This is a genomic window from Lunatibacter salilacus, assembly GCF_009797935.1.
Lineage (GTDB): Bacteria > Bacteroidota > Bacteroidia > Cytophagales > Cyclobacteriaceae > Lunatibacter > Lunatibacter salilacus.
This window is the reverse complement of sequence record NZ_VOLC01000012.1, coordinates 124,486-139,915: the sequence shown is the minus strand read 5'-3', so window position 1 is coordinate 139,915 and position 15,430 is coordinate 124,486. Positions and strand designations below refer to the sequence as shown.

Below are 15,430 nucleotides of genomic sequence, written 5' to 3'. Positions count from 1 at the left end.
GACTATTTTCGATTCTACTTCAACAAACTGTGGATTTTTTGCGTCATGGGAGAAAATGGAACTACAATTATGAAAAAAACGACTGTTCTCACTTTTGTCTTTGGTCTATTGCTCTTCTCTTGTATGGAAACGGAAGATTTAGGACCGGTACCGGTAGGCTCTTGGAGTAATCTAACGCATGAATCCAATGGATTTGTCATGGAGCGTGTAGCAAAACTGCAGGATAATGCCTTAGGCTATCGCTTTTTAAGCAATGGCCAATTAATCCACCGGACATATAGTGGCTGGTGTGCCACACCTCCCATTGTCACCTCAGATTATGTGGGAACTTGGGAACGAACTGGGGATACCATTACCTTAATGGCTCCCTATTGGGGAGGAATCCATAGACAGGAATGGATGATTCGTCAATCCTCTGATCAGAGTATTCAGGTAGAGATCCTCAGCAGTGAGTATGATCGAAATGAGTAATAAGTATTTTGCCAAGACTTTTTATTAAACAGACAATTGGGTTGCCATCAAATCTAATTTGGGGGTACCTATAAAAAAAGGCCCAACCAAAAAGGCTGGACCATTATGCTAGTTCATAGCAACCGTTTTATCCTCCTGATAAAATACCCGCCAAAGCTTGCCGGACACTGAGTCGGAGATAATGACTGTTCCATCCGGTGCCTGGGCGATTCCGGTTGGTCTGTGAAGGGCATCACTTGGCGCTTCAATTTTTGCCACACCCGCAAATCCCTCCGCCAAAGTTTCGTAGTCTCCGGCTGGGCTTCCGTTTTCGAACGGTACATAGGCTACAAGATATCCTTTTTGCTCCAAAGGAGCCCTGTTCCATGAACCGTGGAACACTACCAAAGCACCGTTTTTATACCTTTCCGGGAATTGATCTCCCGTATAAAATAACAGGTCATTTGGCGCCCAATGAGCCGGAAAGGTCATTACTGGTTGGTCGGTTCCCTCACAACGACCTACATTTTCGCCATCCCCACCATATTCCGGCGACATGACACGCTTATCCTTTGCCGGGTCAAAGTAGCAATAAGGCCATCCAAAATTTGCCCCGTCCGTTAGCCGAAACATTTCCTCTGCAGGGATTTCAGCATTGTCTGATTCATCATAATTATCCGGAAAAAGACTGTTTAGGAGATCCCTACCGTGCTGGACCGCATAGACGTGCTTGTCAGCGGGATTGTATTCCAATGCGACTGCATTCCGAATACCTGTGGAAAATTTGTGCCCATGTTCCAATTGCGTTTGTCCTACCGTTTCCGCGCTAAATCGCCATACCCCACCTTGCCGTTCCAAAAGTGGGCAGGGGTCCATGGCTGGGGATCCTTTTGCCCTATCCTGTTCCTGACAGGCATTGGATGGTGCGCCCACGTTGACATACATATTACCCTGCTCATCGAATGTAAGTGATTTCGCGGCATGGGCAGTCTGAACCGGTAAGCCCGATACAATGGTATCGGGAGCGGAAGCATTGTCCGGAATAAGGTTGCCTTGTGAGAAAGAAAAACGGAAAACCGTGCTGTCGTTTGACGCATAAAGATTTCCATTATAAAAGGCCATTCCAGTACCCCCGAAATCCCCAAAATATTCGATTTCATCGGCTCTACCGTCGCCATCTGTGTCCCTAAGGGCAACGATTCCTCCTTTGTCATTCGGTTCCCGCAAATTCATATAAATATCTCCGTTATCATTTACAGCCACGTGCCTGCCCCTTCCGATATCCTCGGCAATCACATAGGCTTTCATGCCTGATGCCAGGTTCAATCCCCCCTGATCATCATCGGCGGTAAAATAAGGTGTTATTTCTTCTGTACTTTCACCCTGTTGCCCGCAGCCGGAAAACAGGAATCCAAACATAACTATCGTTGGTATAACGAGAAAACTGGTGATTCTTTTCATGAAGGAGTAAGTTTTGGTGTATGATAAAATTACAGCTTAATTTAAAAACATCCAACGATTTCACATAACATCGGTCACCTTGACGTATTTAATTTTGATTTCAGGAAAAAAATACGAAATTACATTGCTGCTTTTACCCAAATTTATTCTTCAATTTTCTATTTTTACTGCTTTTAAACCCGAAAAGCCTTTTACATAATGAAGCCTTACATTCCAATCAGAAATTTGGTCATCTTTAGCCTAGTCGCCTTAGCTATAGGTTGGATTGGCGTTTGGCTGGATAGCCAAATCCCGGATCAAGAGGAGGAAGAAACACTGGGTATGGCCCTTTGGCTGACAGCTCCCTTAATCGTCGTTATTCTCCTTAGAACATTCTTTGGGGATGGATGGAAAGACGCGGGCCTTAAACCAAATTTTACTGGAAACCTTCACTGGTATGCCATCGCCTTTCTTATTTTCCCAGTCGTTACAATTATTTCGTTGTCTCTAGGAGCGGCATCGGGCTGGATGGATTTTTCCGGATTTGACTCCGGGAGTTACCTATCTGTATTTGTATCCCTTTTTGTGGTCAATATTGTGAAAAACATCTTTGAAGAATCGGTCTGGAGGGGATACCTTACGGCCAAACTTATACGGCTAAACCTAAGCGATCTCTCCATCTATCTGATAGCGGGTTTGGTTTGGGGACTATGGCATCTCCCCTATTACATGGAATTTCTCCCAGAGGAAGCCATGTACACCGTGCTTCCTGTAAGCCGTCTTTGGTTTGCGGTAATCGCCATTGGGAATATGGTTGTCTGGACAATCATGTTCACCGAATTGTTTCGGTTGACCGGGTCGGTTTGGGTTGTTGTCCTGCTGCATGCGGTAGAAGATGCGGTAATTAACCACCTGATAATAGACGGGTATGTGGTAATCAGTGCCGGAAAGGAGATTCTTATCTCTCCCATTTGCGGGATTATCCCAACAGTTATTTACTTATTGATTGGTTTGCTGCTGAGGCAGCAGCGAATCCAACAACAAAAAACCCAAAGCAGCGATCGGGAAGCATCAAGTTAACTACTAGGAAACCGAACGGGGATCAATCTATTCGCTCTAAGGAAACCCATAATGGAAAAACCCGCTTCCCTTCTCCTGTAAAATAGGGTATCAAATCGCTTTCGGAGGCTGGTAATTGCACATTCTCCCATACAATCATATCCTCAACCGGCACGGAAGTTTTCCGCTGCCAAATGGAGCCATTGGTTTCCAAGGTCATCGTGCCCTGTGCAGACAACGGGTTGATAAATTTAAAACGAACGGTATAGGTGCCTGCTTCTATGGCGACTTTCCAAAGCCCAAAGATATCCTCCTGCGTCCATACGCCACGCTCACCACCAGCATCGTTCCTGTTAAGAAAAACCGGGTTTTCCTCTGGACTGCCAATCACAATTCGTTGGTCTTTTAGTAAGTTTGGTGATTGGGATAGTTCCAATAAAAGCTCATCCAATTCCTTCTTTAAGCTTTTGGCTACCTGCGGCTTATCTTTCACGATGTTGGTTAGCTCAAATTCATCAGCAGTCATATCATAGAGGTCAAAATCACTCGGTCCCGCATCAAAACCCGTATTTCCAACTAACTTATAGTCCCCTTTCTGTAGGGCAATATTGGTATAGCGTTCAGGATATTTACGTGTCCAATAGAAAAATAGCGAGCGATTGTCCAAGTCATCAACGGATTTCCCCTGTACCAAAGGCCAAAAGCTCCGTCCGTCGATAACCCGGTCTGTAGGTACTTTCGCCCGGCAGATTTCTGCCAATGTGGGTAACACATCAATATGTGCCAGTGTCTGATCTATATCCAATCCGCCTGGGCTACCACCGGGCAATTTCATAAAGAAAGGAACTCGTACTCCGCCGCGAAAAACAGTTCCTTTTAAGCCCCGCATGCCGGCATTGTATCGGCGTTGTTGGGGGCCGTTGTCGGTCATAAAAATAACCACTGTATTATCGTCAATTTGAAGTTCCTCCAGCCTTTTCATCAGCTTGCCAACGTTGTCATCAATATTGGACACCATGGCGTAGACCTTTCGGGCATCCTCTTTGTCTTTTTCGCTCATTTCGGCAAAGGGAATTCCCGAGTTGTCCAGCCCTAAGGCAGGGTCTATATCTCTATACCTCTCATAATATTCATCCGGTACCTGCAAGGGAGTATGGGGAGCATTAAATGACAAATAGCAAAAGAAGGGCTGCTCTTTTTGGGTTTCGATAAATTGAATGGCTTCATCGGTGAAAATATCAGAGCAGTATCCCCCGTAAGATTTTTGCTCGTTGTTATTCCAAAGAACCGGATCAAAATAGCTGCGGTCGCCTTGAAAGAAGGTGGTGAAATCACCGGGCTGCCCCATGCCACCAGCCAAATGAATAACGGACTCGTCAAACCCCTGATCACTTGGCCGGAAAGGATAGTTGTCTCCAAGATGCCATTTTCCAAAAATCCCTGTCCGGTATCCGGCATCTTTTAGCATTTCTGCGAGGGTAATTTCCTCTGTGGCCATGATGGCACCTCCATTATAGGTATCCCTCATCCCTGTGCGTAGGGAATATCGTCCCGTCATCAGGCTTGACCGGGTCGGGGCACAAACCGGGGATACATAAAACTGGTTAAGTCGCACACTTTCCCGGGCCATGGCATCCAAAACGGGTGTCTGTACATGGGGATTTCCGGTAAAGCCCAGATCCCCATATCCTTGATCGTCAGTGATGATTAGAATGATATTGGGAGATTTGGTGGATTGGGCAAGGGCGGCGGAACAAAAAAAGAAAAGGGCTAATAAAAATGTCAAGAAGTATTTGAAGGTGTGCTGCATGGTATTTGAGCTGAATTTTGGATTTCAAGATAACAAAAAACTGTAATCTCTGTGCAGTCCTTCGAGATTTTCATAGCTTTCCGCTCAAAAAAAATGGAGATCAGTTTGAGAAAAAAACTGTAAATTTTGAGAAATCAGATAAAATAAATTCCAAACGTCTTGAATATAGCCCTGCTGACCACAGCTCGAAATAACAGTCTGTGTTCAAAAAACGTTACCTCATCCCCTTCTTTGAATCTCTTCTCACCAAAATTCTGCCAATAAGCTAAAGTCAATCTGTCATCGGTATGGCCGTATTGGAAGGGTTTTAGTGTCATCTCGTGGCTGATATATCTTCTGGACTCGGAAACTCCCTCATAGGGCTATATCTTATATAGGAATCAAAAACTTCCTTATCCGGACCTACCACTCTTGGATCTCCTGTATCGGTTAATTCCGCCATAAGCTCTTCCTGCATTTCGCTTTTTAGCCCCATATAATCCGGATCTTCGGCTAGGTTGACAAGGCAGTAGGGATCGTTTACCACATCGAATAGTAAATATTCCGGAATTTTGGCAAATGCCGCATCGAAAAATGGCTTTACATTTTCATCCTCCCAATTTTCAATGATATATGATTTGGTAGGTGATTCATCCACGTCGGTAAACGCCCATTCAGAGTGATGTACCCCATTTTCATCAATGCCGTACATGGGAAGCAGTTCGTTGTCAGTTCCCGGCTTGATCGCTTGGGGAGCTCCGGCGGGCCAACGATCGGGTTTTGCGTTCCAAACTAATATATGGTCCTTAGTCCGAACGGCTCTTTGGGGATAACCCCAATTTTGATAGCGGGAAGCAGAATGCCTTTCCCGACCGGAAAACACATATTTAAAGTTCTCATCAATATGACCCTGCTTATCCGATTCCAATAGATGGCGGAAACTTCGTCCTGTTATGGGTAACATTCCCTCGTGACTCGTATTTGTTAAGTCAAGGATTGTAGGGGCTAGATCGGCAAAACCTATAGGATCATTAACAACCCTCCCTCCAGGAAAGTTTTTTGGATAACGTACCGCAAAGGGTACATGCACACCATATTCGTAACTATTGGCTTTGGCTCTGGGAAAAGGCATTCCGTTATCGGAGGTTACAATAATTATGGTATTATCAAGCTCTCCAATTTCTTCCAGGTAATCAAGCATTAGTTTCAAATGATGATCAAACCATTCAATTTCTACCGCATAATCCAGCATATCTCCCCTAACAATGTCATGATCCGGGAAAAAACCGGGGACTTCAACATCAGAAAGTTTCTTGTCAGTCCGTTTCCACGAATCCTTCTCATAGGCCCGATGAGGTTCCGTTGCGCCATACCAGAAGAAAAAGGGTTGATCAGACTTCACATTCTCCATGAAGAACTTAAAATTTTCGAAATAATTCAAATCACTGATTTTATCGGCAGGTCTTGGATCATTGCCAGCTTCATAGCGAATGTTGGAATGAGATATTCCGGCAGCATCAGAGGCTCTCCAAAGAGAATCATTTTCGTCTCTGGCATATCGAAAGGGAGTTACACCTTTGCCTGTTCTCCCGGTTACATATCCATTTCCGTCAAGCAAATCTACAAATGGCACATATTTTTTTAGCCAAGGGGCGGCATGCTGGCCAGCCTGTTCATTTTGCCAATGATGTCTTCCTGTCACAATTGCACTTCTGGAAGGCGCACAACCCGGAGAACCCGCCATACAGTTGGTAAAATAAACCCCTTCTCGGGCTACCCTGTCAAATGCCGGGGTATTGACAAATTTACTTCCTTCAAAACTCGTGTGAGCGAAAGATTGGTCATCACTTATTACAAATAGGATATTAGGTTTTTTGTCGTCGGATTTGGCTTCATCTGTTGAGCATCCTACGAATAGAGCACCCAACAATATGCCGAATATTAGTCTTATTGATTTCATATTGCTAATATAATGATTTAAATAAAATCTAAAATTCAAATAAAAGCATAAAAAGCAGTAAATTATTTCAAATCAAATTTTTTTAAAAAGTCATTGGCTTCATCTTAATATTCTCTTAAAAAGAAGACAAATCTTTACTTTTGGTTGACAATATAACGGTCAATCTGGTTAGAACTATTGATTCTAAGCAAAACGGTATGCTGTTCTCCCAACAAAAAAGGTGTAGCATCCCGCTACACCCCTATTCCGTTAAATTTACTTTTTAAACCTCTTGAGTTTCATCAGATCCTTGTCCATTTTTCTGGGCAATCTGTAGACCTTTCCATCTTTAGTGGCGAAATATAAACTGGATTCGGAGGGCTCCCGTCCGTGACCATCAGCCCAAAAGGCATAAAAATCAGGATGCGCATCTATCGGTTTCCGGGCATAAGAATGGTTCTTTTCACTGTTTGAAGTAAGTTTCTTTTCCTCTCTCCATGTTTTACCCTTGTCTTTACTTATCCAGATGACCATCTCACCTCCTGTGTTGAACAGTTGGGGGCCTGGTTGGGTGGGTCCTATGATACGCCAGGTACCGTCATCTTCCAAATAGATGGATCCCATATCATAATTGTTATCCGAAGCTGTTATCTCACTGAATGTCCATTCCGTACCTGTCCAGAAAGCCAAGTTCCAAGTTCTCGGGTTATTGGAGGGGCCGGCTTCATAGCCTCCGCTAGTTACGTACAATATTGCAGGATTACCGTTTTCGTCAAAATTGACATCGTTTATGTACACATTCAACCCTAGGCTAACATAGTCCTTTACCAATGCCTTATTTTCGATAGTAGTCAGAGGCAGATCCATTTTATCACCCTGTACGTTTTGCCAAGAATCTCCAAAGTCAGTTGTTTCAAGGTAGTACAGATTTGTTCTGTAATTAAGGCCGGAACCTTTTTCGATGTTGGGGTGATGGTTAAAGGTAGTGGCCACCTTTCCGTTTTTGTAAAAACTGGTCTGATAATGGCCTTCTTCAATATTTGCGATGTCTTTCCACGCTGACCAGTTCTCTCCGTCGGGGCTAGTCATATAGCTAATTATCCGGCTTTGTTTTGTGCCATACCTAAGTTCCTTTTGCTCATAATGTGTAAAAAGCCCGAAAAATCCAAATTCAGGCTGATAATACATTTGTACATAGGAGAAATTATCCAAAGGGACTTTTTCGCCATTTTCAGTTTTTACCGCATTAACCGGCTCAAATTCACTAATGTCGTAGGGACGGATGCTTCGATGGATATAGGATGGTCTCCAAACACCATGAGATGTAGAAAAAAGCCAAATATAACCATCCTTGTCCATACTCATTACTGGATTATCATGAGCATCATTGGTTTTCTTGTCCAAGACGGCTACAGGTCTGGCTACCTTGTTGGTCTTGTGATCAAAATAAGAAACTGCATGAATCAGACTGCCCACATCATTCACTCCCCCAAAACAAAAGAAGGTCTTATCCACCTCCTCAGAATAGATTGAAAATGGATAATGATTGGAAGGATAGGTTCCTAGGCCACCACTATATTTGTAGACAAATTCATCGGAAGAAGGCTGGTTGGCATACCAAATCCCCTGAAAACCATCCATAGGTTGGTTGAGCAAAACAGCCTCCGCATGCTGCGCATCGGAGTGGATTGGCCGATTGGATGAACTGGGTTGCTGGGCGATCAATAACGTAGGAGCGTAAAAAAATAAAAGCAGTATAAATAGTTTTGATTGTTTCATATTTTCTGGAGTGTTTTTAAGAAGAAACTCGGATGAAGACACAGAGTGTCATTATCCAAGTTTCTTTAATAGTAGAATTAATTTTGCCTTGCCCACCAAACCGGGGTGGTGAAGATAGTCACGTCATTAATTTCGGTCGGCGTATTCGGATTTCTGTTTACTTCAGAAATTGGGTAAGGTATTCTGAGAGGTGTCCCTATCGGGTTGTTCATTTCCGGGATACCTGTTCTTCTAAAATCATTGAAAGCTTCCAAAGGTTGATAAAGCCAAAAGGAAATGTACTTCTGCCCGATAATGTGATTTAATGTCAAATCATCACCAGAACTTGGCATGCCCGGACCCCCAAGATAATCATCAATCTCATTAGCCGGCACGGAAAGCTTCTGGAGAGCGGCTCTGACTCCTTCTTGGAAGGCTTCAAAGGCATTTTGGTTGTTTTGTAACCTAAGATATGCCTCTGCCTCGATAAATTTCAATTCATCAAACTGTAATAGCGGCTGGGGAGCTCCGTTATAAAGAATCTGAGATCTAGACGGTTGTGAATACCTGCTATGTGATGGGTCTGCCAGATTCTCACCTGTCGGCGCACCTATTATCGCTCCATTTACCAGAGAAAACCAACGATTAGACCTTGGATCATTCGTTAAATCTCCCGCAAAATTTTCCATTTGATCGAGAAGAGTTTGTCCTACTGCAAACAACTCTTGTGAATTCTGGAATGCGGACCAAGGGTTGTTATAAACACTGCTCTCTTGCTGATAGCCATCAAATACGAATCCTTCATTAATAGAAGTATAGGAATTGGAAATTGCTGTCAAGGCCGCATTTGCGGAATTCTCAGGATCATGGTTGCTTAGTCTGTTATGAAACCGTGCCTTCAGCCCATATGCGGCTTTCCTCCACATTTCCAAATCACCCCTAAAGATCATGTCCGTATTTCCGGGATTACCCACAGATTGTCTGTCTAGATTACTTATTGCATCGTCCAGTAATGATATCATATTTGCGTATACCGCTTCTTGAGAATCAAACTTAGGTGTACGAAAATCACTTCCCTTTACTGCTTCGCTCATAGGTATATCACCGTACAAATCGGTCAGGTTACTGAGTAAAAATGCGTAAAGAATCTGACCAATCCCCAAGTAGGCATAATTGGATTCATCCTCAGCCTTTGCAATCAAAAACTCCAGATCGTTTAATCCATAATAACAACTTGACCACATGCTCTCACTGACGTTCCATGGATCGATAGGGTTAATACGCACATTCGCAGAATGTTCTACATATGTCGACACCCCAAAGATCGTCTGATTCCCTGCAACTGTTCTGACAGCATTCATTATCACTTGAGGCAAAAGGAGATTTATAGACACATCTTCCGGAGCATTCGGATTGGTGTCTATCTGATCCATGATATCTTCGCTGCAGGATAGGCAAAAACAAGATAGTGCCAGTCCTGAGATAATTACTTTTATATTTTTAGCTAAATTTTTCATTTTTCATTAAGGTTACATCCAACATTGGAAATGAACTTTTTAAAAGGAAACACGAACTCCTCCTCCAAAACTTAAAATTTGTGGATAGACGATGTATTCCTCACCTTGTGCATTACCTCCTCCCGAACTCAGTTCTGGATCAAAATAAGGCAAGGAAGCATTTAGCCATAAATTCCTACCTGACAAATAAACTGAAGCAGATCGAAGGTTATACCGCTGTAGCCATTCGCCGGGAATATCATATGCTAACCTAATTTCACGTAGCCTTACAAATGAAGCATCATATACGTTAGACTCGATAATGGGATCTTCATTTATCCGGTAAAAAGTCTCACCTCTATTGATTTCAATGGAATTGTCTCCTTCAACCACCAAGGTTCCATCTGATTGAAAGAATCCCATTTTTCCCTCAAAAATATAGGACTCTGCTCGAGCCTCTGTCTCAAGCAAGCTTCCGTAAAGCTTGCCTAATCGGTTACTTCCTGATGAAATGTTACCACCTTGTCTCCAATCTATTTGAGCAATAAAGGTGAAATTTTTATAACTCACCTGGTTGATAAACCCGAATTCAAAATCCGGATTGACACTCCCCAAATTTACGGGCTGCGTAGACCGCAGTGGCATACCATACCTCGTATTGACGTTACCATTTGGCAAAGTAGGCCTTGAATCTACCACTACTTCCCCACTAGCCGGATCTCTTGCATACCCAATTCCTCTTAAATAGGGATATTCCTGCCCCGCTTCTGCAACGATGTTTGCTCTAACGCCCCCTAAATTCAGCCGCTCTACCCCCTCAGCGAGACTTTCAACCATATTGGTAAATGTTGTGAAATTGGTTGTGAAATCCCACCTGAAATTTTGTGTTTGGATGGGAACAAGATTCAAGACAATTTCATGCCCTTTTACTGACATTTGACCTGCATTTCTCAACTCAGTTCCATACCCGGTAGAAATAGGCACTGGCACATTGAAAATCTGACCATCGGCTATGGTTGTGTAATAGGTATAGTCTAGGCTTACCCTTCTGTTGTAGCCTCGCAGGTCGATTCCGATTTCCGTCGTTCTGGTATTCTCGGGTTGTAGATTCGCACTAATCAGATTGTTGGAGCGGGTAAATGCATTAAGCCCATCAAAAGGAAATACAAATCCCCCTCCCGCATTGCCTCTTACAAACACTGTGTTAGCAACGTATATTGGACCAGCCTGGCCAACTTCTGCTATACTGCCTCTTATTTTTCCGAATTCCAGAAATTTAGGCGTGGTGTTCATAAGTTCTGTAAAAGCAAAACCGACCCCTAAGGAGGGGTAGAAAAAGGAGCGGTTTCCCCTTGGCATATTTGAGACAAAATCATTTCTACCCGAAGCATTAAAAAACAACATATCCTTCCAAGCCAAGTTAAGATTTCCGAAAAACCCCGCTACCCGGCTCCTTTGTAATGATTCTGTGCTGTTTTGAGAGGAAGTGTTTGAGATATGGTTAAACCCGCCAATGGTGATATCATTGCCAACTACCTGTAGGTTCTTGTTGTAAATGTCGAAAACCTCATTTCCCATCAAAAAATCAAATTGAAAATCCTCGCCAAATGATTTGTTGACATTTATGTTAAAATTGGAATTAAAATTCCGACTATAAACCATCTGATCCGTGATACTTCCACCACTGGGAGGATTGGTTCTTCCCCCGTGTTGCCCTGAACCCAACGCATATACAACTTTATTGTTTGTGCTAAAATAATCAACTCCGACACGATAGTTTACAGACAACCAATCCAATGGCTGATATTGTAAATAGGCATTTCCAAATGTCCTTACTGTAGCAGAATTATTGCTATTGTTCTGAACTGACCAATAAATATTATCGTGGGCATTTCGGAAATTTATCTGATTATATGGATTATCCGGCTGGGCTATCGGTTTCCCTTTGAGGTTATAGGACACCGGCGCAAAAAAGGCCGCATAGAAAAGACTGGAATTCCCTCCCCCATCTACTACTTCATCCCGGTCAGAAGAGGAAAAATTGACGGAGGTACCTATTTTTAGTTTATCTGTTATTCTATAATCAGATGCTAATTTGATATTTATACGATCAAAGGATGAGTTTTCTATAATTCCCTGTTGACCTGTATACCCCACGCCAATTTGATAATTTCCTCTCTCAAAGGTGTTTGCTATATCAACATTGAAATTCTTGGTGCCTCCTGTTCGGAAAAAATCTCCTGCATTGTCATATACCGCAGCTTGCTCCTGCTCGCCCAAAAAATTGGTATATGTTCCTAGGGTATCAATCCTAGGACCAAATGAAAAGGCACTTTGCTGATCAAATTGACCATTGTTACCTTGGGCATAGGTTGTTTGTAACTTGGGAAGACGGGTTACTTGATCAAAATTATATCCTGTCTCCACAGAAATTACCGGTTTTCCAACGGCTGACTTCCCACGGTTGGTAGTAATGACAATAACTCCGTTGGAAGCTCGCAAACCATAAAGTGCTGCCGCCGTTGGACCTTTCAAAACATTGACTGATTCAATATCACTTGGGTTTAGGTCGATGATTCTACCGGAAATCGGTAATCCATCTACGACATACAACGGCTGATTGTTTCCAGTAATTGATCGGCTTCCACGAATATTGACCGCCGGAGAACTTCCCGGAGCACCCGTTGTTTGGCGGATAGTTACACCTGCAATTTTGCCCTGTAAACCATTAAGAATATTGGGATTTCCTACTCTAGAAACCGCCTCGCCATCCAGCTTCTGCACAGAATAACTCAAAGCCTTTTCCTGTCTTTCAATTCCAAAAGCGGTGACAACTACCTCATCCAAGGATTCTGAATCCTGAACCAACACAATCGTGAAGGCAGTCTGTGAACCTACCTGTCTGGTTTGGGTGACGTAACCGATAAAGGAGATGGATATGGTTTGTCCTTCTTCGACCGTCAAGGAAAAATTACCATCAACATCAGTCACTGTACCAGAAGAAGTTCCGCGTACGGAAACTGTCGCACCTGGAAGGGGTTCGTTAGTTTCATCTGTGACTTTCCCCGTAACCGTTATGGGGTCATCCTGAACAACTAGTATTTGCCTCTTCTCATCCTTCAGCACGTCAATACTATGATTGTATTGCCTAAATGATAGAACACCCTGCCTCGCAGCCTGAATTAAAAAGTCTTCCAATATACCCTCCGTTTCGGTAAACGTTAGCGTAGTCATCCGATCTACCTTCCTGCTGTCATAGCTAAACTTAAACGGTGTCTGCCGTTGCACTTCCCGGAAAAACTGCCCTACAGTAAGCTCTTCGCCGGATAATTGGATTTTGACTTCCTCGATGCTTTTATACTGTCCGTTGGCATTGACTGCCAGACCGAAGTTTAGGAACAGCAACTGGATCATAAAACCATATAGGAAATATCTGGACAACATATAAATTGTCTTAAGTAATTTATTTTGCATAATTTTAAAGGTTTATTGAATGAAATGTTCAGTAATCCTGATCGCAGGTTGTGTCATTCCCCAATGCGTTTGACCTGCTAATCAGCCGTGAGCCGGCCGGAATCCATTCCGGTCGGTTTTTTTTTTAGGGTCCGTTTGCTTTTTTCATATCGTCAAAATTTAAATTTTACCTGTTTCCCATCAAGGGAATATTCAAATTGCTGTATATACGAAAGGCTGTTTAAAACATCCTCCAAGGTTTGATTTTTATATTCGGCACTGTATTTCCATCGGATGCGTTCACCGTTTTCAATTTGTATTTTTACCCCATACCAATCTTCCAATTGCTTTACAACGGAAAGAAGTGTTGCATCTTCAAATACTAAATTCCCTTCCTTCCACGCCATCACCTGATCTATATCAAAAGCTCGAACCTGTAGCTTTCGGTCATTGGTAGAATATCTAAGCTCTTTTCCAGGATCCAAGAAGATGTCCTCTTGATCAGAAGTGGATGAGATTTTGACTTTCCCGCTAAGCAATGAAACATAAATGCGTCCCTCATTTTTGGTGGTGATATTGAAAGAAGTTCCCAAAGCGGTGGTGGATAATCCGTTGGTTTCGACGATAAATGGACGCACACTGTCTTTAGCTACTTCGAAATAAGCCTCGCCGGTTAAAACAATTCGCCTCTCCAAAGTGTCGAATCTTTCGGGAAACTGGATTTCTGTAGCTGCGTTCATCCAGATTTTTGTCCCGTCTTTTAGGGTCAACCGGAGTTTTTCACCCGGTTGGGTAAATTTCGTCAGCGTAGCAATTTCGTCTAAATGCGTTTGTGAAATATCAAAAAATTCACTTGGAATCAGCAACCAGGCCAAGCCCAATCCAAGGATCAAAATGGCGGCAATACGGTGAAGTTGGCTTAAGTTGAAGTAGTTGGTTTTCTTATTGGGCTGAGCTAAAGGAAGGACTTTAGTAGATGAGGAATCGGATTTTCTGGACGGTGTTTTGAGCAAGTCTGTTAGGATCTGTTCCTTTGTGCCCTCATCCGCCCTGATTTCATTATATTGAACACGCATTAAAAATTCCCTCGCCAACTTCAAGGTTGAAAGCTGATCAGGATTGGCTTTGATCCACTTGGTCCAGTAATCGTCCAGTTGCTTAGTTGGGTTTTTCACCCACTCGACAAATTCCGGATTGGTCAAAAAGTCTTGTATGGATAACATGCAGTTTTTTTGATTTTGGGGTAAATGCAGCAGCACCTCCAAAAAACACCCACCTAAAAGAATAATTTCTTAATAAAAATTATAATTACCTGAAAATCAATTAAATAATTCTTAGTATGCTTTTTTTTACCTTAAGCAATCACGTAAAAAATTCAACGCCTTATACATCAGGTTGCGGGTAGTTTTTATATTCTCGAGCCCCATAATCTCCTGCGTTTGCTCATAAGTCAAACCTTCATAAAAAAAATAATAGATGATTTCCTTTTTTCTGGGGCTAAGCTGTTCTATTGCCCTGTTGAGTTTTTCCCGTTCCTCCTCACCAATTTGCTGATCAATCAACAATTGCTCGGGAGACATGGAGAATTCAAAATTACAGTTGGGATCTATGGACTGTCTACGTCCCTCCCATCGGGAAGAGGATCTGTAAAGCTTTCGCTTCAAGCAGGTAAACAGATAAAATTTGATAGAATCAGTTGGCCCGACCTTGGGCCTTAATTCCCTCAGATCAAAAAAAACTTCGTGAATGCCGTCCTTTACCATGGCATGGTTTCCGGTGATTCGCACGCCATAGGCGTACAAAGCATCAAAGTAGCTTTCGTAGATCTCGACAAAAGCCGCATCACTCCCCTTTCTATACGCATCCCATAGCCGACTGTCCGAAGAGACGGTAACTTCTCTGGCAGGAACAGCCACTCCCTCCAACGGAGTAAATCGTGATGGATTTTGTTTGAACATTTTGGGTTAATATGTTGCTTTTTGCAATTATTAACCAAGTTTACAAAAAATCACAGTGTTTTTAGTTAAAATAATCTAAAAAAAGTTA

Annotated in this window: 11 protein-coding genes; 2 read left to right on the top strand and 9 right to left on the bottom strand. The window is 42.8% G+C overall.

What is annotated here, in order from left to right; genetic code table 11:
• Positions 1-69: 69 nt before the first annotated feature.
• Entirely contained in the window at positions 70-471 is a 402-nt protein-coding gene (locus FQ608_RS16665; protein WP_158859382.1) for a hypothetical protein, read from the top strand.
• Positions 472-579: 108 nt separating this feature from the next.
• Here the strand turns inward: FQ608_RS16665 and FQ608_RS16660 are convergent, their stop codons facing one another.
• Positions 580-1,911 (bottom strand): PQQ-dependent sugar dehydrogenase, encoded by a 1,332-nt coding sequence (locus FQ608_RS16660; protein WP_158859381.1) that lies wholly within the window; start codon positions 1,909-1,911, stop codon positions 580-582.
• 198 nt (positions 1,912-2,109) lie between these two features.
• Here FQ608_RS16660 and FQ608_RS16655 point away from each other — a divergent pair, with 198 nt between their 5' ends.
• On the top strand, positions 2,110-2,970 hold the full coding sequence (locus FQ608_RS16655; RefSeq protein ID WP_158859379.1) for a CPBP family intramembrane glutamic endopeptidase: 861 nt from the start codon (positions 2,110-2,112) through the stop codon (positions 2,968-2,970).
• A gap of 22 nt (positions 2,971-2,992) precedes the next feature.
• On the opposite strand, the gene FQ608_RS16650 is transcribed toward FQ608_RS16655, so the two are convergent.
• The 8 genes from FQ608_RS16650 to FQ608_RS16615 all read right to left on the bottom strand — a co-directional run bounded on the left by FQ608_RS16650 (position 2,993) and on the right by FQ608_RS16615 (position 15,342).
• On the bottom strand, positions 2,993-4,759 hold the full coding sequence (locus tag FQ608_RS16650; RefSeq protein WP_158859377.1) for an arylsulfatase: 1,767 nt from the start codon (positions 4,757-4,759) through the stop codon (positions 2,993-2,995).
• 134 nt (positions 4,760-4,893) lie between these two features.
• A complete protein-coding gene (locus tag FQ608_RS16645) occupies positions 4,894-5,076 on the bottom strand; it encodes a hypothetical protein (protein ID WP_158859376.1) in 183 nt (60 codons plus the stop codon).
• Positions 5,073-6,698, bottom strand: a complete 1,626-nt coding sequence (locus tag FQ608_RS16640; RefSeq protein ID WP_158859375.1) for a sulfatase family protein — start codon at positions 6,696-6,698, stop codon at positions 5,073-5,075. The genes FQ608_RS16645 and FQ608_RS16640 overlap by 4 nt, the downstream gene beginning before the upstream one ends.
• A gap of 255 nt (positions 6,699-6,953) precedes the next feature.
• Positions 6,954-8,456 carry a BNR-4 repeat-containing protein gene (locus tag FQ608_RS16635; protein WP_158859374.1) on the bottom strand — a complete coding sequence of 501 codons (1,503 nt, stop codon included), beginning with the start codon at positions 8,454-8,456 and terminating at the stop codon, positions 6,954-6,956.
• 77 nt (positions 8,457-8,533) lie between these two features.
• Entirely contained in the window at positions 8,534-9,952 is a 1,419-nt protein-coding gene (locus FQ608_RS16630) for a SusD/RagB family nutrient-binding outer membrane lipoprotein (protein ID WP_158859373.1), read from the bottom strand.
• 39 nt (positions 9,953-9,991) lie between these two features.
• Positions 9,992-13,405, bottom strand: a complete 3,414-nt coding sequence (locus FQ608_RS16625; protein WP_158859372.1) for a SusC/RagA family TonB-linked outer membrane protein — start codon at positions 13,403-13,405, stop codon at positions 9,992-9,994.
• 152 nt (positions 13,406-13,557) lie between these two features.
• The gene (locus FQ608_RS16620; protein ID WP_158859371.1) at positions 13,558-14,607 is read right to left on the bottom strand and encodes a FecR family protein; all 1,050 of its coding nucleotides are present in this window, start codon (positions 14,605-14,607) and stop codon (positions 13,558-13,560) included.
• Between the two features lie 126 nt (positions 14,608-14,733).
• A complete protein-coding gene (locus tag FQ608_RS16615) occupies positions 14,734-15,342 on the bottom strand; it encodes an RNA polymerase sigma factor (RefSeq protein ID WP_158859370.1) in 609 nt (202 codons plus the stop codon).
• Positions 15,343-15,430: the final 88 nt, after the last annotated feature.

Excerpts from the sequence above, each read along its gene's own strand:
- FQ608_RS16665 (WP_158859382.1), top strand. The coding sequence starts at position 70 with ATGAAAAAAACGACTGTTCTCACTTTTGTCTTTGGTCTATTGCTCTTC.
- FQ608_RS16660 (WP_158859381.1), bottom strand. The coding sequence starts at position 1,911 with ATGAAAAGAATCACCAGTTTTCTCGTTATACCAACGATAGTTATGTTT.
- FQ608_RS16655 (WP_158859379.1), top strand. The coding sequence starts at position 2,110 with ATGAAGCCTTACATTCCAATCAGAAATTTGGTCATCTTTAGCCTAGTC.
- FQ608_RS16650 (WP_158859377.1), bottom strand. The coding sequence starts at position 4,759 with ATGCAGCACACCTTCAAATACTTCTTGACATTTTTATTAGCCCTTTTC.
- FQ608_RS16645 (WP_158859376.1), bottom strand. The coding sequence starts at position 5,076 with ATGACACTAAAACCCTTCCAATACGGCCATACCGATGACAGATTGACT.
- FQ608_RS16640 (WP_158859375.1), bottom strand. The coding sequence starts at position 6,698 with ATGAAATCAATAAGACTAATATTCGGCATATTGTTGGGTGCTCTATTC.
- FQ608_RS16635 (WP_158859374.1), bottom strand. The coding sequence starts at position 8,456 with ATGAAACAATCAAAACTATTTATACTGCTTTTATTTTTTTACGCTCCT.
- FQ608_RS16630 (WP_158859373.1), bottom strand. The coding sequence starts at position 9,952 with ATGAAAAATTTAGCTAAAAATATAAAAGTAATTATCTCAGGACTGGCA.
- FQ608_RS16625 (WP_158859372.1), bottom strand. The coding sequence starts at position 13,405 with ATGCAAAATAAATTACTTAAGACAATTTATATGTTGTCCAGATATTTC.
- FQ608_RS16620 (WP_158859371.1), bottom strand. The coding sequence starts at position 14,607 with ATGTTATCCATACAAGACTTTTTGACCAATCCGGAATTTGTCGAGTGG.
- FQ608_RS16615 (WP_158859370.1), bottom strand. The coding sequence starts at position 15,342 with ATGTTCAAACAAAATCCATCACGATTTACTCCGTTGGAGGGAGTGGCT.